Below are 22,893 nucleotides of genomic sequence, written 5' to 3' on the forward strand. Positions count from 1 at the left end.
GCTGTTCCAGCCAGCCCCATGCCCGCCAAGCTACCGATCAACCTGGACGACCTGCTGCGGCAGCGCACCGTCGAAGGCGAACGCATCGAGTACAAGGCCGGCTGGAATCCCGACCCGGTCCTGCGCACCCTTTGCGCATTCGCCAACGACTTCGCCAATCTGGGCGGTGGCTACTTGGTCATCGGACAGGACTGCGACGCCGACGGCCGGCCTGTGTTTCCTCCCATCGGCCTGGCCGACAACCAGCTCGACAAGATTCAGCGCGAGCTTCTGGCCCACTGCCAGTTGATCCAGCCACCTTACTTCCCGATCCTGAGCATCGCGGAAGTCGAAGGTCGCAAGCTCATCGTGCTCTGGGCGCCAGGCGGGCAGACCCGGCCCTACAAGGTACCCGCCGCAGTCACTTCGAAGCAAAAGACCTGGCACTACTACATCCGTCGCTACACCTGCACGGTGGAAGCCCAAGGCGACGACGAGATCGAGTTGCTGAGCTTGGCGGCCAAGGTGCCGTTCGACGACCGCTTTCACCAAGGCGCGCCCCTCGACGCGTTGTCGCACTCGTTGATGGAGACCTTCCTGCGCGAAGTCGACAGCGAACTGGCCGATGTCGTGGGCCCTGCGTTCTCACTCGAGGCTTTGGGCCGACAGATGAATGTGGTGGGCGGGGCCACCGAATCGCCCATGCCGAAGAACGTGGGGCTGCTGTTCTTCAACGAAACGCCCGATCGCTTCTTCCCCGGCACGCAGATCGACGTGCTGTGGTTTCCGGAAGGCGCCGGTGGCGATCGCTTCGAGGAGAAGAGCTTCAAAGGCCCCCTCGGCCGCATGACGCGCGAGGCACTGGGCTACATCCAGCGCAACTACCTGCACGAAACGGTGGTGAAGCACCCCCAACGTGCCGAGGCCGACCGGTTCTGGAACTTCCCTTACGCTGCGATCGAAGAAGCGGTCGTGAACGCCGTCTACCACCGCTCGTACGAAGAACGCGAACCGATCGAGGTGCGCATCGGCCCCGACGAACTGGTGGTGCTGAGTTTTCCGGGGCCGGACCGCTCGATCACGCTGGCCGACCTGCACGCCGGCCGCGCAGTGAGTCGGCGCTACCGCAATCGACGCATCGGCGAGTTCTTGAAAGAGCTGGACCTGACCGAAGGACGGGCCACCGGCATTCCCAAGATCCTCAAGGTGATGGCGGCCAACGGGTCGCCGCCTCCACTGTTCGAGACCGACGACGACCGCGCATCGTTCGTGATCCGGCTGCCAGTGCACGACGGAGCGCGACCCGTTTCAGCGGCTGCCGCAATATCCACCACGGAAGTCACCACGGAAGTCACCACGGAAGTCACCGCCCTGCTGCGCGTTGTACAGGGAGAGATGCCGAGACAGGCGCTGCAGGCCGCGCTGGGCCTCAGAAACGCAGAGCACTTTCGCAAGGCTTACCTGGTACCCGCCATCACGGCGGGCTGGCTGGAAATGACCTTGCCTGACCAGCCAACCAGCCGGCTTCAGCGCTACCGGCTGACTGCCGGGGGCCAGCAATGGCTGCTGGCCCATCAGCATCCGGCAACGCCATGAAACAGCGGCTCTGAACCGACAGCCATTTCTCAGGCCGGCGGTCGCACCGCCTGCCGTGCCAGCAGCTTCCACGCCCCGCCCTGCCGCTGCCACACCTGCAGCACGTGCAGCTTCACGTTGCCCGCCACGCCGCGGTCGTTCGTCTTCGCGACCAGCGTGTGCCGGATGATCGTGACGTCCTGCGCCACCTTGACCGCCTGGTCGCTGATGTCGATGCTGACGAAATCGGAGTTGCCGGCCACCAGGTCGCCGATGAAGCTCGTCTTCGTGTCGACCTTGCCGCTCGAGTGCCCGTAGCTCAGCTCGTCGGCCACCAGCGACGACAGCACCGCCTGGTCGGGATCGACCATCGCCACGCGCAGCCTCTCGGCCGCCGCGACGGCCGAATCGCCACCGCCGGCACCGGCCGGCATCACCGAACAGGCGCACAGCGCCAGGCTGCTCGCCAGCACAGTCAGGATCGTCTTGAACATGCGTGTCTCCTTCAGGGATGGACCGTCGACGGAAGGTCCTTGCCGTGGTACTTCTTGTAGATCGCGTTCAGCTTGTCGTACGTCATCGTACAACTTGAACGCGGGACGCATTATGAGGAGGGTCGGATGGCCGCTGCCATGCGGGTAAGCCCGGGGATATCGGCCATGCCGACGGGTCACTTGTATGACGAGTCATGTCGCGCGGGCCCGTGTAAGAACCGGCGCGCAGGCCGCGACCGAGGGTGTTCCACACCCAGGGACTTCCCATGCTCAACCGACGCCACTTCTGCGCCCAGCTCGTCGCCGGCCTCGGCCTCGCCGCCGCTGGCCGCATCGCCCGTGCCGAGGGCCCGGCACCGATCCGCAACATCGTGCTGGTGCACGGCGCCTATGCCGACGGCTCGTGCTGGTCGGACGTGATCGCGCTGCTGCAGAAGGCCGGCTACCGCGCGACGGCGGTGCAGAACCCGTTGACCTCGCTGGCCGACGACGTGGTCGCGACGCAGCGCATCCTGGCCCTGCAGGACGGGCCCACCATCCTCGTCGGCCACTCGTGGGCCGGCACCGTGATCAGCGAAGCCGGCGTCGACCCGAAGGTGGCCGGCCTGGTCTACGTGTCGGCGCGCGCCCCCGATGCCAGCGAAGACTACGCCGCGCTCGCCGGCCGCTTCCCGACGCCGCCGGCCAGCGCCGGCCTGGTCAAGTCGGGTGGCTTCGCGCAGCTGAACGAAGAAGCCTTCCTGCGCGACTTCGCCGGCGACCTGCCCGCCGAGCGGGCCCGCGTGCTCTACGCATTGCAGGGCCGCATCGCCGACACGCTGTTCGCGTCGCGCACCAGCGCCGCGGCCTGGCGCAGCAAGCCGTCGTGGTACGCCATCACGACGCAGGACCGCACCACGGCGCCGGAGCTGCAGCGCTTCGTCGCCGCGCGCATGAAGGCGCGCACGATCGAGCTGGCGTCCAGCCACCTGTCGCTGATCAGCCATCCCCGCGAGGTCGCAGACCTGATCGTCACCGCCGCGACCGATGCGGCGGCACGCTCCTAGCGCACCCGAAAACGGCCTGTCTCCATCGCCTGCCGGCGCAACGCGTGAACTTGTTCGCCGAATAAGCTGGCAAGGTCGGTGCGTCGCCGACTAAGCTGGACGCCGGACAAGGGATGCGTATCGCTTCGAACGACATCCCGTTCCATTGCTGTTGGAGACATCGGATGAAACAGAGCATCGCCATCCTGGCGCTGACCTTGGCGGCCGCACAGGCCGCCTGGTCGCAGGACATCGTGGTCGGCCAGTCGGTCGCCCTGAGCGGACCCAACGCCGACATCGGCCGCGACATGCGCGACGGCGCGCTCGCGGTGTTCGCCAAGGCCAATGCGGGCAACGCGCTGCCGCACAAGATCCAGCTCGTGACGCTGGACAACGCCAACAACCGGCAGCGCGCACTCGAGAACACCCAGCAGCTGGTGGCCCAGAACGGCGCGATGGTGCTGTTCGGCTACAACTCGGCCACCACCAGCATCGACTCGCTGCCGATCGCGGCGCAGAACAACCTGCTGTTCTTCGCGCCCTTCAGCGGCTCGGCCAGCCTGCGCAGCCACCCCAACGTCTTCACCATCCGCGCGTCGTACAAGGACGAGGCGGTCAAGATCGTCGAGGCCAAGCGCAGCGTCGGTTCGACCAAGGCGGTGGTGCTGCACTATGACGACGAGGTGGGCCGCAGCAACTACGAGACGGTCGCCAGTGCCTTCACCGAAGCGAACATGCCGAAACCGAAGGGCGTGGCGGTGAAGCGCGGTGCGCCGCTCGACGCGGCCGCGATCGACGCGCTGCTCAAGGACGCGCCGCACTACGTGCTCGCCACCACGCAGTACGGCGCGGTCAGCGACTTCCTCAAGGTGTCCACCGACAAGGGCACGCCGGTGCCGGTGGCGGCGCTGTCGTTCGTGAACCCGGACGAACTGGCCGAATCGGTCGGGGGCCTCGCGCGCGGCACCATCGTCGCGCAGGTGATCCCGTCGCCACGCCCGTCCAACCAGGTGTCGGTGCCGCTGGTGAAGGAATGTGCCGAGGCCTTGAACGCCCTCAACGGCGCCAAGCTCAACTACACCTCGCTCGAGTCGTGCATCGCCGCCAAGACGCTCGTCGCGGCGCTGAAGAAGGCCGGCTCCAAGCCAACCCGCGAAGGCATCCTGCAGGCCATGGGCTCGTTGGGCCGGGTCGACCTGAACGGCTATGCGCTCACCTACTCGCCGACCAGCCACCACGGCAGCAACTGGGTCGAGCTGACCATCCTGTCGCGCGGCAACCGCTTCGTGCAGTAGCCCCCGAACTCCAGGTCCGGAAACGGCCAGCGCCCGCGGCCGCGGGCGGCCACGATGCGGCTTCGATCACCACGAGCCGCACCATGCACACCTTCCAGCTGACCGCCCTGCCCGCCGCCCCGTTCGCGGCGCTGTTCGACCTCTCGGACGACGTGCTCGCCGCGCACCACCATGCGCAGCGCTGCATCGCCACCGAAAGCAGCGGCTACCCGTGCCGCGTGAGCCTGCAGGATGCCGCGCAGGGCGAGGAGTTGCTGCTGCTGCCCTACGAGCACCAGCCGGCCGCCTCGCCCTACCGCGCCTCGGGCCCGATCTTCGTGCGGCGCGGCGCCGCGCAGCGCCGGCTGCCCGCCGGCGAGTTGCCGCCCTACCTGACGCAGCGCCTGCTGTCGGTGCGCGCCTACGACGCGGCCGACCTGATCGTCGACGCGTCGGTGCGCGAGGGCGCCGAAGTGGCCGGCGAGATCGCGCGCCTGTTCGGCAACCCCGCGGTCGCCTACCTGCACCTGCACTTCGCGAAGCGCGGCTGCTTCGCGTGCCGCGTCGACCGCGTCAGGACTTGAAGAACGCCAGCAGGTCCGGGTTGATGAGTTCCGGGTGCGTCGTGCACATGCCGTGCGGCAGGCCCGGGTAGACCTTCAGCGTGCCCTGCTTCAGCAGCTTCACCGACAGCAGCGCCGAATCGGCGATCGGCACGATCTGGTCGTCGTCGCCGTGCATCACCAGCGTGGGCACGTCGATCTTCTTCAGGTCCTCGGTGAAGTCGGTCTCGGAGAAGGCCTTCACGCAGTCGTGGTGGGCCTTGATGCCGCCCATCATCCCCTGCAGCCACCAGTGCTGGCGAATGCCTTCGGAGACCTTCGCGCCGGGCCGGTTGTAGCCGTAGAACGGCAACGTGATGTCGCGGTAGAACTCGGCGCGGTTGTTGGCCACGCCGGCGCGGATGCCGTCGAACACGTCCATCGGCAGGCCCTGCGGGTTGCTGGCGCTCTTCACCATCACCGGCGGCACCGCGCCGATCAGCACCGCCTTCGCGACGCGCTTGCTGCCGTGGCGGCCCAGGTAGTGCGCCACCTCGCCGCCACCGGTCGAATGGCCGACGTGGATCGCATCGCGCAGGTCCAGGGCCTCGGTCAGCGCGGCCAGGTCGTCGGCATAGTGGTCCATGTCGTTGCCGTCCCAGGTCTGCGTCGAGCGGCCGTGGCCGCGGCGATCGTGCGCGATCACGCGGTAGCCGCGGGCCAGGAAGTACAGCATCTGGCCGTCCCAATCGTCCGATGACAAGGGCCAGCCGTGCGAGAACACGATGGGCTGGCCGTGGCCCCAGTCCTTGTAGAAGATCTGGACGCCGTCCTTCGTGGTGAGGGTGTTGGAGCCGGTGTTGGTTTTCATGGCTGTTGTCCTTCCTGGTTGGGTGTGGGTGGGGTGCGCCTGGGAACGATTCCATCGCGCGACGATTGTGCAAGCACGACCCCTGCCAGGCGTGTGACAGTGGTGTCGATTTCATTCACGGCACATGGCGCGCCAACGGTTTCAGGTTCTAGAGTCGCGGCCCACACCGTCAGGGAGACGCGCATGGCCTCGCTCAGCTTTCAGTCACTGTGGCAGAACTACCCGCACGCGCATGCGGTGACCGATGCCGGCACCGGCGCCAGCGCGACACGCCTGGCGCGGGCGCTGGCGATGTGCGGCATCGCGACGCCGTTCCACCGCCGCAACCTGGGCGAAGGCGCGGCCGGCAGCGTGCAGGCGCTGGCGCGCTGGTTGTCGCCGGGCTGCTTTCCCGGTTGCCCGGGTGCGCAAAGCTGCCCGGGCGACGAAGCCCTCGATCGCCTGCAGGGCCGCAGCGGCATCGTGCTGATCGAGAGCCGCTGGCAACCGCCTGGGGCCACCGCGCTGCGGTCCGAAGGCCACCTCGACCTGTGGAACGGCTCGCAGATGACGATCGGCACCAGTTGGCTGCGCACGCACCTGGGCATCACCTGGGAAGGCACCTGGACCGGGCGCCGCGGCGTTGAGCGCGTTCGCTTCTGGGAACTCGCGTGAAGCCGCGCCATGCGGCGCGCTCAGACCTCGACCACCACCTTGCCTTGCGCACGGCCCTCTTCCACCCGTTGGTGCGCCTGCAGCGCCGTGTCCAGCGTGAAGCGGCACGCGTCCACCCGCGGCCGCAACTGCCCGGCATCGGCCAGCGCGGCGGCCTGCTGCAGGATGCGGCCGTGGGCCGCGCGGCAGCGGCCGGTCAGCATCGGCAGCAGCGTGAAGACGCCCGAGTAGGTGGCGGCGCGGAACGACAACGGCGCCAGCTTGTGCGTGCCCCAGCCGAGCGCGCTGACGACGTGCCCGCCATGGCGCCGCACCGCGTCGAACGATGCGTCCAGCGTGGCCCCGCCGACGGTGTCGAAGACCACGTCGAAACCTTCGCCGCCGGTGTGCTGCGCGACGTAGTCGTCGACGCCCGTGGTCGTGTGGTCGATCGGCGTCGCGCCGAAGCCGAGCACCGTGTCGAACTGGTCGGGCCGCACCGTCGCGAACACCTGCGCGCCGCGCGCCCGGGCGATCTGCAGCGCGACGTGGCCGACGCCGCCGGAACCGCCCTGCACCAGCACGCGGTCGCCGGCCGCCGTGCGCGCCCGGTCGACCAGGCCCTCCCAGGCGGTGATCGTGACCAGCGGCAGCGCCGCGGCCTCGCGCATCGACAGCGCGGCCGGCTTGATCGCCAGCAGGTCGGCATCGACCGCCGCGTACTCGGCCAACGAGCCCTGCAAGCCGCCGACGCCGCCGGTCAGGCCGTACACCTCGTCACCGGGCCGGAAGCGGTCGACACCCGGCCCGACCTCGGCCACCACGCCGGCCAGGTCCATGCCCAGCACGGCCGGCAACGGGTGCCGCGCATGGGCGGCGTTGCCGGCGCGGATCTTGGTGTCCAGCGGGTTCACGCCGCTGGCGGCGATGCGCACCAGCACCTGGCCCGGACCGGCCACCGGCCGCGGGACTTGCCTCGAATGGAACGGGCCGCCGGTGGTCTCGAGGACCAGCGCGCGCATCGAAGGGGTCGACATCTGAAGCTCCTTGGGATTCGAAGGCTCGATTGTTGGACCCTCAGAAATGAAAGTACATTGACAGGATTGAACGCCAGTCATGCGTTCTTGAATGGATCCGCCCATGGAATGGAGCGACATCAAGGTCTTCCTGGCGATCGCCCGTGCCGGCTCGCTGGGCGGTGCGGCCCGGGCCACCGGCCAGAGCCAGCCGACGATGGGGCGGCGGCTGCGCGCGCTGGAGGCGAGCGTGGGCCAGGCGCTGTTCCAGCGCGGCCGCGACGGCTTCACGCTGACGGACGAAGGTGCGGCCGTGCTGGCGCATGCCGAACGCATCGAGGACGAAGCGCTCGGCTTCGAACGCCAGCTGGCCGGCCAGGCGCAGCAGCTGCAGGGGCTGCTGCGCGTGTCGTCGTCCGACTGGTTCGGCGTGCACATGCTGACGCCGGTGTTCGCCGAATTTGCCGGCGCCCATCCGCAGGTGACGATCGAGCTGCTGACCGATGCGCGGCTGTTCAGCCTGGCGCGGCGCGAGGCCGACCTGGTGTTCCGCATCCGGCCGTTCGACGATGCCGACGTGGTGCAGCGCCGGCTGATGACGGTGCCCTACGGCCTGTACGCCGCCGAGGGCAGCCGGCGGCCGGTGCAAGGCGACGGCACGGGGCACGCGCTGATCACGCTGGACGCGGCCTACCGCGATTTTCCGGACGCGGCCTGGCTGGAGACGGTGCTGCCGAACGCGCGCATCGCGTTCGGCAGCAACAGCCGCGAGGCGCAGGCGAAGATGTGCGCCGCCGGTGTCGGGCTGGCGGTGCTGCCGCGGCCGCTGGGCGACGGCCTGGCCGGGCTGGAGCGGATCGAGTTCGATCCTGCGCCCCCGAGCCGCGAGGTGTGGATCGGCTACCACCGCGACCTGCGCCGCCTGGCGCGGCTGCGTGCACTGGTCGAGCTGACGGTGCTGCAGCTGGCCAACTGACACGCGCCATCCTCAATCGTGAGGATGCGCAGCCACGGGCAGGCTTGCTAGAAAGCGCGATGGTCCCTGCCGTGCCGCAACCGGACACCCCCATCCGGGGGCCCGCTTCCTGCGGATTGGCTCCGTGACCGACCGGCCGAAAAATACATCCATGCAAACGCTCTCACCCGTGTTGGACCGCCAGACCTGGATCGACCAGGTCAGCGCGGAGCTGATCTCCGCTTCGAAGCTGATGAGCCCGACCATGGCGGCCGGCTTCGCGGCCGACCTGTGGCCCGCCTGGGGCCACCTGCCGCCGGTGGCGGCGACGCAGTATTTCCTCGATCCGGCCGTCGAGTACCCGTCGACGTTCTGAGCGCTTTCGTAAGGTCCTGCCGGCCGGCCGCGACCCATGCGGCCGACCCCGAGGAGCTTGCGATGCCTGCCGTCATTCCCCACCGCGCCGCGATGGCAACGCTGATCGCCGGCAGCCTGCTCGCCCCGACCGCGTTCGCCGCCACGGCCTGCTTGGCGCAGAGCCCGGCCGCGGCCGCCACCGTCATCGAGCTGTACACCTCCGAGGGGTGCAACTCCTGTCCGCCCGCCGACCAGTGGCTGTCGCGCGTGAAGGCCCGGCCCGGCGTGGTCGCGCTCGCCTTTCACGTCGACTACTGGGATCGCCTGGGCTGGGCCGACCGCTTCGGCAGCCCGGCCCACACGCAGCGGCAGCATGCGCAGGCCGCGCTGAACGGCGCGCGTTTCGCCTACACGCCGCAGGTGGTCGTCGACGGCGTCGACCGCAAGGACTGGCCGGTGCCTGCGTCGCAATGGCTGTTGTCGCGGCGACCCGTCGCGCCGGTGGCCCTGACGCTGGCATGGGAGGGCTCGGCGCTCAGCGCCACCGTCCAAGCCGCACCCGGCGCGCCTTCCCGGCTTGCCGCCTACTGGGCCGTGACGGAGAACGGCCACGTCAGCGCGGTCAAGGCGGGAGAGAACGCGGGCGTGACGCTGAAGCACGACGAGGTGGTGCGCGAGTACGTGCCGGTGCCCGCCTGGGCCGCGCAGCCCGGTGCGTCGGTGCCGCTGCGGTTCACCCCGGCCACCGCGCCCGATGCGCAGCATCCTCGCGAAGTGACGCTGGTGGTGGTGGACCCGGCCACCGGCCGCCCGCTGCAGGCACTGAAGCTGGGGTGCTGAACCGGGCCGAAACCCCCGCGGGTCGTCATCACCCGCCGGTCTTGTTCGGGTTGCGCCACGCGCGCTCGAACGGCAGCCGCCACGCATGCGGCGCGATCAGCTGGTGGACCGACTTCGGCCCCCAGGAGCCCGGCGGGTACAGGCGCACCGGCGGCGCCGCCTCGAGCAAGTGCGTCGACACCTGCCACAGCCGCTCGATGCCCTCGGCCGTCGTGAACAGCGTGCGGTCGCCGCGCATCGCGTCGAGGATCAAGCGCTCATAGGCTTCGAGCACGTCGCCGATCAGCCCGGTGTCGTGCATCGCGAACTGCAGGCTCAGCTTGTCCAGCCGCATGCCCGGGCCCGGGCGCTTGCCGTAGAACGACAGCGACATCTTCGACGCGTCGGCGAGGTCGAAGGTCAGGTGGTCGGGGCCCTGGGCGCCGACGCCGGAGCCGGGCGGAAACATGCTCTTCGGCGGCTCGCGGAAGGCGATCGAGATGATGCGCTGGCCCTCGGCCATGCGCTTGCCGGTGCGCAGGAAGAACGGCACGCCGGCCCAGCGCCAGTTGTCGATGAAGCACTTGAGCGCGATGAAGGTCTCGGTCTCGGATTCGCGGTCGACCCCCGGCTCCTCGCGGTAGCCGGCGTACTGGCCGCGCACCACGTCGCCGGGCTGGATCGGCAGCATGCTGCGGAAGACCTTGTTCTTCTCTTCGCTGATCGGTGCCGGCTCCAGTGCGGTGGGCGGCTCCATCGCCATGAAGGCGAGGATCTGGAACAGGTGCGTGACCACCATGTCGCGGTAGGCGCCGGTCTGCTCGTAGAAGCCGGCGCGCGTGCCCAGGCCCAGCGTCTCGGGCACGTCGATCTGCACGTGGTCGATGAAGTTGCGGTTCCAGATCGGCTCGAACAGTCCGTTGGCAAAGCGGAACGCGAGGATGTTCTGCGCCGGCTCCTTGCCGAGGAAATGGTCGATGCGGAAGATCTGGTCTTCGGCGAAGGTCTCGTGCAGGCGCGCGTTCAGCTGCACCGCGCTTGCGAGGTCGGTGCCGAAGGGCTTCTCCATCACGATGCGCGAGCGCTCGACGAGGCCGGCCTCGCCCAGCATCTGCACGGCCGACAACGCCGCGCTCGGCGGCACGCTCAGGTAGTGCAGGCGGCGCGTCTCGCCGCCCAGCGCCTGCTCGGCGGCGGCCACGGCGGTCTTCAGCGCCGCGGGGCCGGCCGCGAGCGGCACGTAGTCGAGGTTCTGCGCGAAGGCGGCCCAGTCGGCGTCCTTGACCTTGCGGCTGGCGAACTCGTCGAGCGCCGAGCGGGCGGCGCTGCGGAACGCCGCGGCGTCGATGTCGTCGAGCGAGACGCCGATGATGCGGCAGCCGGGGATGAAGCCGGCGCTCGACAGGTGGTACAGGCCGGGCAGCAGCTTGCGGCGCGCGAGATCGCCGGTGGCGCCGAACAGCACGACGACTTGCGGGAAGCGGGGGCCGACGCCGGGGGCGATCTTTGCCATGGGAGGGGATCCTTCGGTCGACGCGGATGGCGCCGCAGCTTGCCACAGGCGGGCGTGAACACCAATTGAGGGCGTGGCGTGGCCCTAAACTGCCGCTTCGTCAGGATCGCGCGATGCGCACACCCTGCTGATCCGGGCACTCCATGAACGCCACCATCCCCCTCCCCGACCGCCGCTTCGCCGCCTTCCTGTTCGACATGGACGGCACCCTCCTCAGCTCCATCGCCGCCGCCGAACGCGTGTGGGCCGCGTGGGCCCGGCGCCACGGGCTGGACGTGGCGGCCTTCCTGCCGACCATCCATGGCCAGCGCTCGGTCGAGACCGTGCGGCGCCTGGGTTTGCCGGGGGTCGATCCACAGGCCGAGGCGGATGCGATCACGCGCGCCGAGATGGACGACGTGGACGGCATCGCGGCCATTGCCGGCGCGGCCCGGTTCGTCGCAGGGCTGCCGGCCGACCGCTGGGCCATCGTGACCTCGGCCCCGCGCGACCTGGCGCTGCGCCGCCTGGAGGCAGCAGGCCTGCCGCAGCCGCCGCTGATGGTCACGGCCGAGGACGTCGAGCGCGGCAAGCCGGCACCGGACTGCTTCCTGCTGGCGGCGCGCCGCCTGGGCGTGGCGATCGAGGACTGCCTGGTGTTCGAGGACGCTCCCGCCGGCATCGCCGCCGCCGAAGCCGCCGGCGCGTCGCTGGTGGTCATCGGCGCAACGCACGCCCATCCGATGACGACGCCCCACCCGCTGATTCGCGGCTACGACACCCTGCGCTGGGGTGCCGATGCGCAAGGCACGCTGCACGTGCGGGCGCCGGGCTGACGCGGGCATACTGCGCCGATGCACCGCATCAAATGGGCCCTCATAGGCGGCCTGAGCTTCCTGCTCGTCGCCTGGTTCGCCTACCGCCAGGGGCTGCACCACTGCCCGGCCTGCGCCGAGATCGACCGTGCGCAGGTGCTGTCCGAGCTGATGGTGCCGGCGCAGAAGCTGATCCTGGTCGAGGCGAGCAGCCAGCAGCGCGTCAACTGGACGCTCAAGAGCGGCTGGCCGCGCATGGCCGAGCTGCTGCACTTCCTGAGCTTCAACAACATCAACAAGGAATCGACCGGCACGCTGAGCTACGAGACGCACTATGCCTACGGCTACGACCTCGCCAAGCGCGGCACCTGGTCGCTGGCGAAGGCCGCGAACGGCGGGCTGCTCTTCAAGGCCCCGCCGGTGCAGTTGGTGGGCTGCCCGTCGGTGCTGACGCAGAGCTTTCGCTTCGAGACGCTCGAGAAAGGCGTGTTCGTCGACGAGTACGCGCGGCAGAACGAGGTGCTGGTCTATGCGACGGCGCTCGCGCTGAGCCAGGCGCACGACCGGCTGCGCACGCCGGCCACGCACGAGCAGATGAAGCTGGCGGCCGACAAGGAATTGAAGTCGCTGCTGATCTCGCTGGCGCAGCCGTTGGGCCTCGCGATCAGGCCGGAGCAGATCGCGGTCGAGCCGATGGATGCGCAACAGGTGTCGACTCCGGCCGTCTGGGCGCCGCGGATCGACGCGGCCGGCGTGCCGGATGCGGCGACGCTGAAGATGCTGAAGGATGCCGGCTGTGCATCCTGAACCGGCGATGACCGAGCCCTTCGTCGAAACCTACCGCGGCCACGAGCTGCGCTTTGCGCCGACGCCGCTGGTGGGGGGCGGTTTCGTGGCGAGGCTGCAGGTCAGCCACTGCTTCGGCGCACACCGCGACGAGTTCACGGTCGACGTGGGCGCCGTCGTGTTCGAGGCGCAAGACCAGGCGGCGCTCCACGCACGGCGCATCGGGCGCACGTGGGTGGACGACAGGCAATGATTCCCGGCCGACAACGAGGACCATCATGTTCCCAACCGACGTTCTTCTCACCTACCTTGCGGCCTGCCTGGTCGTCGTGATCTCGCCCGGCCCGGACAACATCCTGGCCGTCAGCCGCGGGCTCAGCCAGGGCCGGATGGCCGCATTCCTCTCCTCGACGGGCGCCGGCCTGGGCATCATGTTCCACACGGTCGCGGCGACGCTCGGGCTGTCGCTGGTCATCCAGGCGTCGCCGCTCGCCTTCTGGGCCGTCAAGCTGCTCGGCGGGCTCTACCTGCTGTGGCTGGGCTGGAAGGCCCTGTCGGCCCGCGACCTGATCTCGTTCGAGCCCAGCGCGCGGCAGTCGCTGCGCAAGGTGTTCCTGACGGGCTTGCTGTCCAACGTGCTGAACCCGAAGCCGGGCCTGTTCGTCCTCGCGTTCCTGCCGCAGTTCGTCAGCGCGGCGCGCGGCTCGGTGACGCTGCAGATGCTGGCCTACGGCGCGATCTTCGCGGTGCTGACGGCGTGCATCTTCACCGTGCTCGGGAGTTTCGCTTCGAGGCTGTCGGCATGGCTCAAGGGCCATCCGAGGTTCGGCACCGGCTTGAACGTCGGGGCGGGCCTGACCTTCGTCGCATCCGGCTTGTCCGTGCTGGCGCTCAAGCAGCGTGCCTAGAGAAGGAGCAGGCCGATGAAACGCTGGCTGGGTGCCGCGCTGGACTACCTGCCGCGCTGGCTGGAACACCAGATGCGCGTGAGCGAGCAACCCGGTTGCGCGATCGCCGTCGCGCTCGACGGCAAGCTGGTGCTGGAGCACGCCTTCGGGCACGCGAACCTGGCGCGTGGCACCGTGTTGACGCCGCAGCACCGGTTCCGCGTCGCGTCGCACTCGAAGAGCTTCACGGCGGCCGCGATCCTGAAGCTGCGCGAGGCGGGCCGCCTGCAGCTCGACGACCCCATCGGCCGCCATGTGCCGGGCCTGCACCGCGACGTCGCCGCGGCGACGCTCGCGCAGCTGCTGTCCCACACGGCCGGGCTGGTGCGTGACGGCACTGATGCCGGCCAATGGCACGACCGGCGCCCCTTCCTCGACGAGGCCGAGCTTCGCGCCGACCTGGCCGGCGGGCTGGTGATCGCCGCCCAGACGCGGCTGAAGTACTCCAACCACGGCTACGGCCTGCTGGGCCTCGCGATCGAATCGGTCACCGGCGAGGCGTACGGCGATTGGGTGCGGCGCGAGCTGATCGTGGCGGCCGGCCTCGAAGCGACCTCGCCCGACGCGCCGATCGACGACCAGCCTTTCGCGAACGGCCACAGCGCGAAGTGGCCGCTGGGCCGGCGCGTGGTGATCGCCGGCGACAACCCGACGAATGCGCTGGCCGCGGCCACCGGTTTCGTCAGCACCGCGGGCGACCTGGTGCGCTTCTTCTCCAGCCTGTCGCCCGGCGCGAAGCGCAGCGTGCTGTCCAAGGCCAGCCGCCGCCTGATGTGGCACCGGCAGTGGCCCGATCCGCATTCGAGCCTGAACCGCTGGTACGGCCTGGGCACGATGTGCGGCTCGCTGGCCGACTGGGAATGGTTCGGCCACACGGGCGGCTTCCAGGGCACGCTGACGCGCACCGCCTGCGTGCCGGCCCAGGGCCTGGCGGTGAGCATCCTGACCAACGCGGCCGACGGCCTGTCCAACACCTGGGTCGATGGGGCCTTGCACGTGCTGCGCGCGCACGCCCTGCACGGCGCGCCCTCGAAGCGCGCCGCCGCCTGGTCCGGCCGCTGGTGGACGCTGTGGGGCGCGAGCGACCTGCTGCCGATGGACGGCAAGGTGTTGATCGCGAACCCGGCTTTGCCCAACCCGATGCTGGACGCCACCGAGTTCGTGCCCGAGAGCCGCGGGTCGGGCCGCATCACGCTGGCGGGGGCGTTCGGCAACCACGGCGAGACGGTCCGGCTGCGGCGCGATGCGGGCGGCGTGGCCGGCGAGTTCTGGCTGGGCGGCACGAAGATGCTGCCGGAGCGGAAGGTGGCGAAGGAATTGGCGGGGCGTGAGGACAAATCGCGCGGTCCAGTTTGAAATCACCAGCGGCGATCTCAAACGTTGGACGCCGGGACGCCTCGCAACGAGCAGTCCGTAGCCCGGATGCCAATCCGGGTTGTTCGCAAGAATCCACTGGTTCGGCAAAGGCGCGCCCCAGCCTGCCCGCCCGCGGCTTTGCTCGCGCAAGCGCAGCCACCCGGATTGGCATCCGGGCGACGAGTCAGCCTGCCGCCCGCAACGCCGCCTTCAACTCCTCCCCCAGCTCCGGCTTCTGCGCGAACGGATCCGTCGGGTTGCGCGGCGTCATGATGTCTTCCAGCCGCACCTGCACGCTGGCCAGGCTCTTCGGGTGGCTGAAGATGTAGAAGCGGTCGTCCGCCACCGCGTCGAACACCATCTGCGCCACGTCGGCGGCCGTCAGCTTGCCGCTGGTCACCGCCTTGTTGCTCATCGCCTGCGCGATCAGCTGGCTCTTCGTCGGCTTGGCCGCGCCGTCGCGCATCTCGGCCGGCCGGTTGCGGTGGCTCTGGTGGATGCCGGTCGGCACGAAGAACGGGCACAGCACCGACGCGCCGACCTGGTCGGTCACCAGCCGCAGGTCCTGGTACAGCGTCTCGCTCATCGCCACCACCGCGTGCTTGGTGACGTTGTAGACGCCCATGTTGGGCGCGCACACCATGCCGGCCATCGATGCGGTGTTGACGATGTGGCCGCGCCACGCCGGGTCCTTCTTCGCGGCCGCCAGCATCATCGGCGTGAAGACGCGCACGCCGTGGGCCACGCCCATCAGGTTCACGCCCACCACCCACTCCCAGTCCTTCAGCGAGTGCTCCCAGATCAGCCCGCCCGCGCCGACGCCGGCATTGTTGAAGACGAAGCTCGGCGCACCGAAGCGCTCGAAGGTCGCCGCCCCCAGCGCCTCGACCTCGGCCGCCTTCGCGACGTCCAGCCGCTGCGACAGCACCTGCGCGCCCAGCCCGCGGATCTCGGCGGCGGCCGTCTCCAGCGCGTCCTGCTGCACGTCTGCCATCACCACGTTCATGCCCAGCCGGGCCGCGATGCGCGACGCCTCGAGGCCGAAGCCCGAGCCCGCGCCGGTGATGACGGCCGTGCCGCCCTTGAAGTTCTTCATGTCGTCTCCGTCGAAAGAATCTTGAGCTGGTAGCCGATGCGCGGGAAGTGCACGTGCAGCAGCCCGCCGCGCGCGTCGCGCCGCTCCAGCACCACCTCGTTCGCGTTCAGCCCGACCAGCGTGCCGGCCACCGGGTCGGGCGCGTAGTCGGTCGGCATCACCGTCACCGCGGCGCCCGCATCGAAGCCCAGCCCGGCCTCCACCTGCACCGGCTGGTGCCCGCTCGCCTGCGCCGCGATGTCCAGCGCGTCCGCGCTGGTCATCTTCTCCGAGCTGCCATGCCCGAAGGCCGCGACCCGCTCGTACCAGGCGATCAGCTTCGGGAACGGCGCCAGGATCGTCGCCACCGGCGGCGCGCGGCGGATGTACCACAGCGACTGCGCCACCGAGAAATCGGCGATGCACGGCTGCGCACCCAGCAGGAAGGGCCGCCCGTCGGCCAGCTGCGATTCGAGCCAGCCGAAGTAGCTGCCCAGCTGCACCGCCGCATCGGCGGTCGTCACGCGCCGCATGCCGGCGGTCATCGCCGCGCGGTCGGCGCCGAAGGCCTTCAGGAACTCCACCGGCGCGCCCTCGAAGATGTGGGCCACGCCCGCCGGCTGCATCGTGTACGGGATGGCGGTCCAGAACAGCGTCGAATCGGCCCACTGCGCCACCAGGTGCTGCAGCTCGCCGGCCGCGTGCGGGTACAGCGGCGGCTTGGGCGCCAGGCCGTCGATCACGCGCGCCATCAGCGCGGTGTCGCACCAGATGTCGGCGCCGATCTGCAGGAAGGGCGTGCGCCGGTAGCCGCCGGTCAGCGCCACCACGTCGGGCTTGGGCAGCATCACCGGCACCTTGACCGAGCGCCACGCGAGGCCCTTGAAGCCGAGGATGAGCCGGATCTTCTCGGAGAACGGCGAGCCGTCGTAGTGGTGCAGGATCAGGTCATGCATGGGGATTCCTCGGCGCTCGCGGCGCAAAGATCACGCGCCAGGTGCTGCGCAGGTCGCGCACCTCGGCGTTGTGCAGCGCGCCCTTCTCCACCAGCAGGCGGTGCAGGCGCGGCAGGTGGTAGTGCGGGACGGCGGGGTACAGGTGGTGCTCCAGGTGGTAGTTCACATGGTGCGGGAAGAGCAGCGCGCGGCCCATCACGTTGGCGACACCACCGGTGGTCCGGTTGCTGCGCGCGGCCGTCAGCGGCGACGACAGGTCGGTGACGCCGCCGTGCTCCATGATCGCGCGCAGCCGCAGGATGGGCTGCAGCACCGTCAGCAGCGGCAGCATCCACAGCACCGCGTACTGCAGCAGGCCGCGCCCGCCGCCGAACGCCAGGCACAGCAGCGGTGCCGCCACCTGGAACGCCACCACCGCCCAGCGGTCGCGCCGCGCGCTGGCGCGCAGCTGCGGCGAGGTGTCGTCCAGCGGGCGCGCGGCCTTCTGCGTCACGTCGTTCAAGGCCGGCGCGCCGAAGAAGTAGGCGAAGGTCTTCCACGCGTTCCATCCGACGAGGTCCTGCCCGAGCTTCTTCCACAGGTACAGCACGCCGCGCGGGTAGCCGCCGTGGATGGCGGTGTCCGGGTCTTCGGCGGTGTACAGGTTGTTGTGGTGCAGCCGGTGGATCACGCGGTAGGTGCACATCGAGATGCCGCCGGCCATGCCGATCAGCCGGCCGACGGCGTCGTTCACACCGCGGTGGCTGAACAGCCGGTAGTGCGCCGACTCGTGCGCCAGGATGAACAGCCCGTGCTGGTGCACGCCGATCACCCCCACCGCCAGCACCGCGATCGCCCAGCCCCAGGGCTGGCCCCAGGTGAGCAGCGCCGCGGCCAGCGCGAGCGCGATGCTGCCGAAGGTGGTGAGCACCGCGCCCAGCGAACGCCAGTCGTTCAGCCGCGTCAGCGACGCGATCTCGTCGGCGTTCAGGATGCGGCGCGCCGCCGCATTGCCCGAGCCGGCCACGCGCGCCGCCGCGGTGCGCGGCGGCTCGATCGGCCGCAGGTCTTCGCGGAACTCTTCGCCCGCGACGGGTGCAGGAGAGGGATTCATCGCCAGGTCCTCCAATCGCTGTCGGCGTTCGATCCGCCGAAGCACTGTCGGTTCAGACCAGCTTCACCAGCTGCTTGCCGAAATTGTGGCCCTTCAGCAGGCCGATGAAGGCCTCGGGCGCCGCTTCGATGCCTTGCGCAACCGTCTCGCGGTACTTCAGCTTGCCGGTGGCCACCAGCGTGCCCAGCTCCTTCAGCGCCTCGGGCCACACGCCCATGTGCTCGCTGACGATGAAGCCTTCGAGCTTCAAGCGCGATTGCAGGATCAGCTGCGGATAGGTCAGCGGGATCGGCTGCCCGTCATAGCCCGAGATCATCCCGCACAGCGCGACGCGGCCGAAGGCGTTCATGCGCGCCAGCACGGTGTTCAGCATCAACCCGCCGACGTTCTCGAAGTAGCCGTCGACGCCCCCGGGCGTGGCGTCCTTCAGCGCGGCATACAGCGCCTTCGGGTCGCGGTGCGCCTTGTAGTCGACACAGGCATCGAAGCCCAGCTCGTCGACCACGTAGCGGCACTTGTCCGGCCCGCCGGCGATGCCCACGGCGCGGCAGCCGCGCACCTTCGCGAGCTGGCCCACCGCGCCGCCGACCGCGCCGCTGGCCGCGCTGACGACGATGGTCTCGCCCTCCTTCGGCGTGCAGATCTTCACCAGCCCGTACCACGCGGTGACGCCCGGCATGCCGACCGCCCCGAGGTAGGCGGACAGCGGGATGTGCGTGGTGTCGACCTTGCGCAGCAGCCCGGGCTGGCCCGCATCGACCACGGCGTACTGCTGCCAGCCGCCCATGCCGACCACCTTGTCGCCGGCCTTGAAGCCGGGGTGGCGCGATTCGACCCCTCGCCGGCTGTGCCGCCGATCATCACCTGGTCCAGCGGCTGCGGCGCGGCATAGCTCTTCGTGTCGTTCATGCGCCCGCGCATGTACGGGTCGAGCGACAGGTAGTGGTGGCGCACCAGCACCTGGTTGTCGGCCAGCGCCGGCACCGGCGTCGAGACGAGGCGGAAGTTGGCGACCGTGGCTTCGCCGTCGGGGCGCGAGGAAAGGACGATCTGCTGGTTGGGGGTGGTCATGTCGTGTCTCCTGGTGTGCGGGTGTTCAATCGGAGGCATTCGAGCGGTGGATCTTGCGTCCCCCTGCCGGAAGCCCTTGCAGGTACTTGAAGGTGCCGCTGGCCGTGGCCAGCAGCTCGCCGCCGGCATCGACCACCGAGCCCTCGCAGAAGGCCAGCGAGGCGGTCGCGTGCAGCAGCCTGCCGCGCGCGACGATGCGCCCGAGGCCGGGGCGCATGAAGCTCGTCTTCATCTCGATGGTCACGACGCCGGTGCCGCCCGGCTGCCCGCCGGGCTTGATCGAGCTGCTGCGCGCGGCATGCGCCATCGCGACGTCGAGCAGCGTCATCGTGACGCCGCCATGCGCGACGCTCCACGAGTTGCACAGCTCGTCGCGCAGCGTCAGGCCGATCTCGGCCTCGCCGTTCTCGAAGCGCAGCAGCTCGAAGCCGAGTTGCTCGACGAACGGGATGTGGACCGGGAATTCCATCGTCAATGCCCGTGCACGGCGCTGACGCCGCCATCGATGGCCAGGATCTGCCCCGTGATGTGCTTGCCGGCGGCCGACGCGAACAGCAGCGCGGCGCCCTTCAGGTCGTCGTCGTCGCCGATGCGCCCCAGCGGCGCGCCGCTGGCCAGCGCCTCGACGCCCACCTTGGCCAGCGTGCCGGCCGTCATCTTGCTCGGGAACATGCCCGGTGCCAGCGCGTTCACGGTGATGCCGTGGCGGCCCCATTCGGCCGCCAGCGTGCGCGTGAAGTTGACGACCGCGCCCTTGCTGGTGCCGTAGGCGATGTACTTCATCGTCGACGGCGAGCCCGACAGCCCGGCGATCGACGCGACGTTGATGATGCGGCCCGACTGGCGCGGGATCATGCTGGCGCGCCCGATCGCCTGGCTCATCAGGAAGATGCTGCGGATGTTCAGGTTCATCACCTTGTCCCAGGCCTCCAGCGGGTAGTCCTCGGCCGGCGCGCCCCAGGTGGCGCCGGCGTTGTTGACGAGGATGTCGACCCGGCCCAGGCGCTGCATCGCTTCGTCGCAGACGCGCTGGATCTCGGCCGGCTGGCTCGCGTCGGCCGCCACCCAGCGGGTGTCGATGCCGCGCGCCTGCAGGTGGGCCGCGGCCTCTTCGAGGTCGGCCGCCTTGCGCGACGTGAGCAGGATCTTGGCGCCCGCCTCGCCCAGCGATTCGGCGATCTGCAGCCCGAGGCCGCGCGAGCCACCGGTGACCAGCGCGGTCTTGCCTTCGAGGCTCAGGAGGGTCTGGATCGGTGTGCTCATGCGGGTCTCCTAGTCGTTGTGGCGGTTCAGGGATTTGAAGAAGGCGTCGCTGTTGGTGTCGCGGCCCAGGAAGCGGCGCATCAGCTCGGCCGGCGCCACCTGGCCGCCCTGCGACAGCACCTGCTCGCGGTAGCGCAGCCCGGTCTCGCGGCTCAGCTTGTCGGCGGCGAACGCGGTGCGCAGGTCTTCCGCCAGCACCAGGCTCCACAGGTAGCCGTAGTAGCCCGAGGCATAGCCGGTCGCGATGTGCGAGAAGCCCGCAGGGAAGATGCTGCCCTTCACGTGGCCGAGCGGCGTCGCGCCTTCCATGCGCTGCCAGGTGGCGAGCGGCTCGGGCGCATCCTTCGCGTACAGCGCCAGGTCATAGCTCGCGTACAGGTGCTGGCGGGCCACCGCGATGCCCTTGGCAAAGTCGCGCGCCTTCGAGGCCCGCGCCACCAGGTCGTCCGGCGCCGGCTTGCAGGCCGGGCAGACCTCCTTGAACAGGGCCAGCACGCGCGAGTCGTAGACCCAGTCTTCCAACATCTGCGACGGCGCCTCGACGAAATCCAGCTGCACGTTGGTGCCGCCCTGCGACGCATGGCGGGTGTTCGACAGCAGCGCATGCATCGCATGGCCGAACTCGTGCAGCAGCGTCTCCAGCTCGTCGATGTTCAGGCCCTTGCGGTTGAAGTTGACCACCAGGCCGGCGGCCGGCGTGCGCTGCACGAGCGTCGAGGCGTTGCGGAAGCTCCAGACTGCCGCGTGGTTGTACTTGCCCTCGCGCGGGTACAGGTCGACGAAGAAGCTGCCGATCACCTTGCCGCTGGCGACGTCGCGCACCTCGAACGACTGCGCGTCGGGATGCCACAGCGGCTGCTTCAGCGGCTCGAACTGCACGCCGAACAGCTGGCCGGCGACGCGGAACACGAAGTCCAGGCTGGCCTGCGGCGGGAAGTAGGTGCGGAACTCCTCGGTGTCGAGCTGGAAGCGGTTGCGCCGCTCGCTCAGCGTGTAGTAGGTGACGTCCCAGCGGTTCACGGTGGTCGCGGCCACGTCCTGCTTCAGGTCGCGCGCCTTGGCCTCGCGCAGCATGCCGATGTCGGCCAGCTCGCGCTGCGCGACCGCGTCCTTGACCGTGCCCAGGAAGGCCTGCGCCGTGGCGGCGTTCTGCGCCATGCGGCGGCGCATCGAGAAGTCGGCATACGATTCCAGCCCGAACAGCTGCGCATACGCGCGGCGCAGCTGGCCCAGCTGCTGCAGCGTCTTCAGGTTGGCGCTGCCGCCCAGGCCCTGGAAGGCACGCCACATGCGCTCGCGCGTCTCGCCGCGTTTCGCGTTCTCGATCACGGCGTCATAGCTCGGGTAGTCGAGGCCGAACAGGTAGCGGCCTTCGGCGTCGCGCTGGCGGTCCTTCAGCGCCTCGGCCGGTACGCCGTCGAGTTCGGCGGCCGCGAACGCGACGCGGGTCTTGTCGTCGCGGATGCGGCGGTCGAACAGCTGGCCGAGGCGGGTGATCTCGTTGCCGAGCCGCTTCGCGCGGGCCTGCTTGTCGCGGCTCAGCGCGACGCCGGCGTCCTCGAAGGCATCCAGCGTGTCGCGCAGCAGGCGCTCGTCGATCGGGTCGGCCGGCTTCACCTGCTTCAGCAACGCGTAGATCTTCGCGTTCTGCAGGAAGCTGTTGCGAAAGGTCTGGTAGCCCAGGTCGCAGGCGTCGGCCGCATCGCGCACCGCCTTGTCGGGGTGCACCGCGTTCAGCAGCGACAGCGGGCCCATGGTGTCTTCGTAGCTGCGCACCATGCCGTCCAGTTCGACCAGCAGCGTGGTGGCGCCGGACGGCGGCAGGGCCTGCAGGCGCTTCTCGTCGGCGCGGGCACCGGCCAGCAAGGCCTTGCAGGCGGTGTCCACCTGGGCCGCGTTGCGGTAGGCGGGGAAGGCGTAGGACGGCGCAGCCGTCTGGGCGGCGGCGTTGCCGGTGGCCAGTGCCAAGGCCAGGAAGGTGATTCTGAGCATGGGGGCGAGATCAGGGATGGTTGATGTCGTGGTCGAGCACGTGACGCGTCTTGCGCATCGGCCCGAGTTGCGCAGCCACCGCCTTGTGGTGCGGGTGCTGCAGGTAGGCGTCGAGTGCGGCGCGGTCGGCGAAGCGCGAGACCAGCAGCACGTCGGCAGTGGCTTCGAGATCCGGCTGGCGGATGCCGACGTCGAACTGCAGCATGCCTGGCACGACGTTGTTGCAGCTGTCGAGCAGGGCCTTGAAGCGCGGTGCCTCGGCGGGGTCGTTCAGGCCCCACATCACGACGTGGTGGATCACGACGGGCTCTTCATGCGCGAGCGCACATAGATCAGCACCACGCCGATGGCGGCACCGATGCCGCCGATCACGACGAGGCTCCAGCCCAGCGGATCGTGCATGCGCTGCACGGACAAGCCCAGGCCGACCAGCAGCAAGCCGCCGTAGATCAGCACCCAGACCAGGGTTTCGACCGTCGAAGTCTTCATCGGGAGCAGGCCCGGCGT

25 protein-coding genes and 1 pseudogene are annotated in these 22,893 nt (G+C 69.7%); 13 read left to right on the forward strand and 13 right to left on the reverse strand.

Annotated features, from left to right (window positions below):
- The first annotated feature begins 18 nt into the window (after positions 1 to 18).
- Complete coding sequence (locus AC1DYN_RS02775) at positions 19 to 1,575, forward strand: RNA/DNA-binding domain-containing protein (protein ID WP_477957575.1); 1,557 nt, start codon at positions 19 to 21, stop codon at positions 1,573 to 1,575.
- A gap of 29 nt (positions 1,576 to 1,604) precedes the next feature.
- Here the strand turns inward: AC1DYN_RS02775 and AC1DYN_RS02780 are convergent, their stop codons facing one another.
- Positions 1,605 to 2,048, reverse strand: coding sequence for a nuclear transport factor 2 family protein (locus AC1DYN_RS02780; protein WP_477957576.1), 444 nt, complete (start codon positions 2,046 to 2,048; stop codon positions 1,605 to 1,607).
- Between the two features lie 266 nt (positions 2,049 to 2,314).
- On the opposite strand from AC1DYN_RS02780, the gene AC1DYN_RS02785 reads away from it, so the two are divergent.
- The 3 genes from AC1DYN_RS02785 to AC1DYN_RS02795 all read left to right on the forward strand — a co-directional run bounded on the left by AC1DYN_RS02785 (position 2,315) and on the right by AC1DYN_RS02795 (position 4,931).
- A complete protein-coding gene (locus AC1DYN_RS02785; RefSeq protein ID WP_477957577.1) occupies positions 2,315 to 3,094 on the forward strand; it encodes an alpha/beta fold hydrolase in 780 nt (259 codons plus the stop codon).
- A 164-nt stretch (positions 3,095 to 3,258) separates the two neighbouring features.
- Positions 3,259 to 4,368 (forward strand): ABC transporter substrate-binding protein, encoded by a 1,110-nt coding sequence (locus AC1DYN_RS02790; RefSeq protein ID WP_477957578.1) that lies wholly within the window; start codon positions 3,259 to 3,261, stop codon positions 4,366 to 4,368.
- Between the two features lie 83 nt (positions 4,369 to 4,451).
- Positions 4,452 to 4,931 (forward strand): DUF1203 domain-containing protein, encoded by a 480-nt coding sequence (locus tag AC1DYN_RS02795; protein ID WP_477957579.1) that lies wholly within the window; start codon positions 4,452 to 4,454, stop codon positions 4,929 to 4,931.
- Here the strand turns inward: AC1DYN_RS02795 and AC1DYN_RS02800 are convergent.
- Positions 4,921 to 5,760 carry an alpha/beta fold hydrolase gene (locus AC1DYN_RS02800; RefSeq protein WP_477957580.1) on the reverse strand — a complete coding sequence of 280 codons (840 nt, stop codon included), beginning with the start codon at positions 5,758 to 5,760 and terminating at the stop codon, positions 4,921 to 4,923. The two genes, AC1DYN_RS02795 and AC1DYN_RS02800, sit on opposite strands and share 11 nt — an antisense overlap.
- 183 nt (positions 5,761 to 5,943) lie before the next feature.
- Between AC1DYN_RS02800 and AC1DYN_RS02805 the strand changes: the two genes are divergently transcribed.
- Positions 5,944 to 6,414, forward strand: coding sequence for a T6SS effector amidase Tae4 family protein (locus tag AC1DYN_RS02805; protein ID WP_477957581.1), 471 nt, complete (start codon positions 5,944 to 5,946; stop codon positions 6,412 to 6,414).
- A 20-nt stretch (positions 6,415 to 6,434) separates the two neighbouring features.
- On the opposite strand, the gene AC1DYN_RS02810 is transcribed toward AC1DYN_RS02805, so the two are convergent.
- Positions 6,435 to 7,430 (reverse strand): zinc-dependent alcohol dehydrogenase family protein, encoded by a 996-nt coding sequence (locus AC1DYN_RS02810; protein WP_477957582.1) that lies wholly within the window; start codon positions 7,428 to 7,430, stop codon positions 6,435 to 6,437.
- Between the two features lie 103 nt (positions 7,431 to 7,533).
- Here AC1DYN_RS02810 and AC1DYN_RS02815 point away from each other — a divergent pair, with 103 nt between their 5' ends.
- From AC1DYN_RS02815 to AC1DYN_RS02825, 3 genes are all read left to right on the forward strand, one after another.
- Positions 7,534 to 8,385, forward strand: coding sequence for a LysR family transcriptional regulator (locus AC1DYN_RS02815; RefSeq protein ID WP_477957583.1), 852 nt, complete (start codon positions 7,534 to 7,536; stop codon positions 8,383 to 8,385).
- 151 nt (positions 8,386 to 8,536) lie between these two features.
- A complete protein-coding gene (locus AC1DYN_RS02820; protein WP_477957584.1) occupies positions 8,537 to 8,740 on the forward strand; it encodes a hypothetical protein in 204 nt (67 codons plus the stop codon).
- A 62-nt stretch (positions 8,741 to 8,802) separates the two neighbouring features.
- Positions 8,803 to 9,561, forward strand: a complete 759-nt coding sequence (locus AC1DYN_RS02825) for a DUF1223 domain-containing protein (RefSeq protein ID WP_477957585.1) — start codon at positions 8,803 to 8,805, stop codon at positions 9,559 to 9,561.
- Positions 9,562 to 9,589: 28 nt separating this feature from the next.
- On the opposite strand, the gene zwf is transcribed toward AC1DYN_RS02825, so the two are convergent.
- Positions 9,590 to 11,053, reverse strand: a complete 1,464-nt coding sequence (gene zwf, locus AC1DYN_RS02830; protein WP_477957586.1) for a glucose-6-phosphate dehydrogenase — start codon at positions 11,051 to 11,053, stop codon at positions 9,590 to 9,592.
- 143 nt (positions 11,054 to 11,196) lie between these two features.
- Here zwf and AC1DYN_RS02835 point away from each other — a divergent pair, with 143 nt between their 5' ends.
- The 5 genes from AC1DYN_RS02835 to AC1DYN_RS02855 are packed head-to-tail and all read left to right on the forward strand — an operon-like array spanning position 11,197 to position 14,936.
- On the forward strand, positions 11,197 to 11,868 hold the full coding sequence (locus AC1DYN_RS02835) for an HAD-IA family hydrolase (protein ID WP_477957587.1): 672 nt from the start codon (positions 11,197 to 11,199) through the stop codon (positions 11,866 to 11,868).
- 18 nt (positions 11,869 to 11,886) lie between these two features.
- Positions 11,887 to 12,654, forward strand: coding sequence for a hypothetical protein (locus AC1DYN_RS02840; RefSeq protein ID WP_477957588.1), 768 nt, complete (start codon positions 11,887 to 11,889; stop codon positions 12,652 to 12,654).
- 7 nt (positions 12,655 to 12,661) lie between these two features.
- Complete coding sequence (locus tag AC1DYN_RS02845) at positions 12,662 to 12,886, forward strand: hypothetical protein (protein ID WP_477957589.1); 225 nt, start codon at positions 12,662 to 12,664, stop codon at positions 12,884 to 12,886.
- A 25-nt stretch (positions 12,887 to 12,911) separates the two neighbouring features.
- Positions 12,912 to 13,541 carry a LysE family translocator gene (locus tag AC1DYN_RS02850; protein WP_477957590.1) on the forward strand — a complete coding sequence of 210 codons (630 nt, stop codon included), beginning with the start codon at positions 12,912 to 12,914 and terminating at the stop codon, positions 13,539 to 13,541.
- A gap of 15 nt (positions 13,542 to 13,556) precedes the next feature.
- Positions 13,557 to 14,936, forward strand: a complete 1,380-nt coding sequence (locus tag AC1DYN_RS02855; protein WP_477957591.1) for a serine hydrolase domain-containing protein — start codon at positions 13,557 to 13,559, stop codon at positions 14,934 to 14,936.
- A 184-nt stretch (positions 14,937 to 15,120) separates the two neighbouring features.
- Here AC1DYN_RS02855 and AC1DYN_RS02860 read toward each other — a convergent pair whose 3' ends face one another.
- The 9 genes and pseudogenes from AC1DYN_RS02860 to AC1DYN_RS02900 all read right to left on the reverse strand — a co-directional run bounded on the left by AC1DYN_RS02860 (position 15,121) and on the right by AC1DYN_RS02900 (position 22,875).
- The gene (locus AC1DYN_RS02860) at positions 15,121 to 16,032 is read right to left on the reverse strand and encodes an SDR family oxidoreductase (RefSeq protein WP_477957592.1); all 912 of its coding nucleotides are present in this window, start codon (positions 16,030 to 16,032) and stop codon (positions 15,121 to 15,123) included.
- On the reverse strand, positions 16,029 to 16,967 hold the full coding sequence (locus AC1DYN_RS02865; RefSeq protein ID WP_477957593.1) for a glutathione S-transferase family protein: 939 nt from the start codon (positions 16,965 to 16,967) through the stop codon (positions 16,029 to 16,031). Before AC1DYN_RS02865 ends, AC1DYN_RS02860 begins: the two co-directional genes overlap by 4 nt.
- The gene (locus AC1DYN_RS02870; RefSeq protein ID WP_477957594.1) at positions 16,960 to 18,060 is read right to left on the reverse strand and encodes a fatty acid desaturase family protein; all 1,101 of its coding nucleotides are present in this window, start codon (positions 18,058 to 18,060) and stop codon (positions 16,960 to 16,962) included. Before AC1DYN_RS02870 ends, AC1DYN_RS02865 begins: the two co-directional genes overlap by 8 nt.
- A 52-nt stretch (positions 18,061 to 18,112) precedes the next feature.
- Positions 18,113 to 19,131: pseudogene (locus AC1DYN_RS02875) on the reverse strand (NADP-dependent oxidoreductase).
- A gap of 25 nt (positions 19,132 to 19,156) precedes the next feature.
- On the reverse strand, positions 19,157 to 19,600 hold the full coding sequence (locus AC1DYN_RS02880) for a PaaI family thioesterase (RefSeq protein WP_477957595.1): 444 nt from the start codon (positions 19,598 to 19,600) through the stop codon (positions 19,157 to 19,159).
- 2 nt (positions 19,601 to 19,602) lie between these two features.
- A complete protein-coding gene (locus AC1DYN_RS02885; protein ID WP_477957596.1) occupies positions 19,603 to 20,394 on the reverse strand; it encodes an SDR family oxidoreductase in 792 nt (263 codons plus the stop codon).
- A 9-nt stretch (positions 20,395 to 20,403) separates the two neighbouring features.
- Positions 20,404 to 22,386, reverse strand: coding sequence for a M3 family metallopeptidase (locus AC1DYN_RS02890; protein ID WP_477957597.1), 1,983 nt, complete (start codon positions 22,384 to 22,386; stop codon positions 20,404 to 20,406).
- Positions 22,387 to 22,396: 10 nt separating this feature from the next.
- On the reverse strand, positions 22,397 to 22,687 hold the full coding sequence (locus AC1DYN_RS02895) for a Dabb family protein (RefSeq protein WP_477957598.1): 291 nt from the start codon (positions 22,685 to 22,687) through the stop codon (positions 22,397 to 22,399).
- Positions 22,684 to 22,875 carry a hypothetical protein gene (locus tag AC1DYN_RS02900; protein ID WP_477957599.1) on the reverse strand — a complete coding sequence of 64 codons (192 nt, stop codon included), beginning with the start codon at positions 22,873 to 22,875 and terminating at the stop codon, positions 22,684 to 22,686. The genes AC1DYN_RS02895 and AC1DYN_RS02900 overlap by 4 nt, the downstream gene beginning before the upstream one ends.
- Between the last annotated feature and the right edge of the window lie 18 nt (positions 22,876 to 22,893).

The sequence above is a fragment of the Rhizobacter sp. P2_D12 genome, from assembly GCF_056404395.1.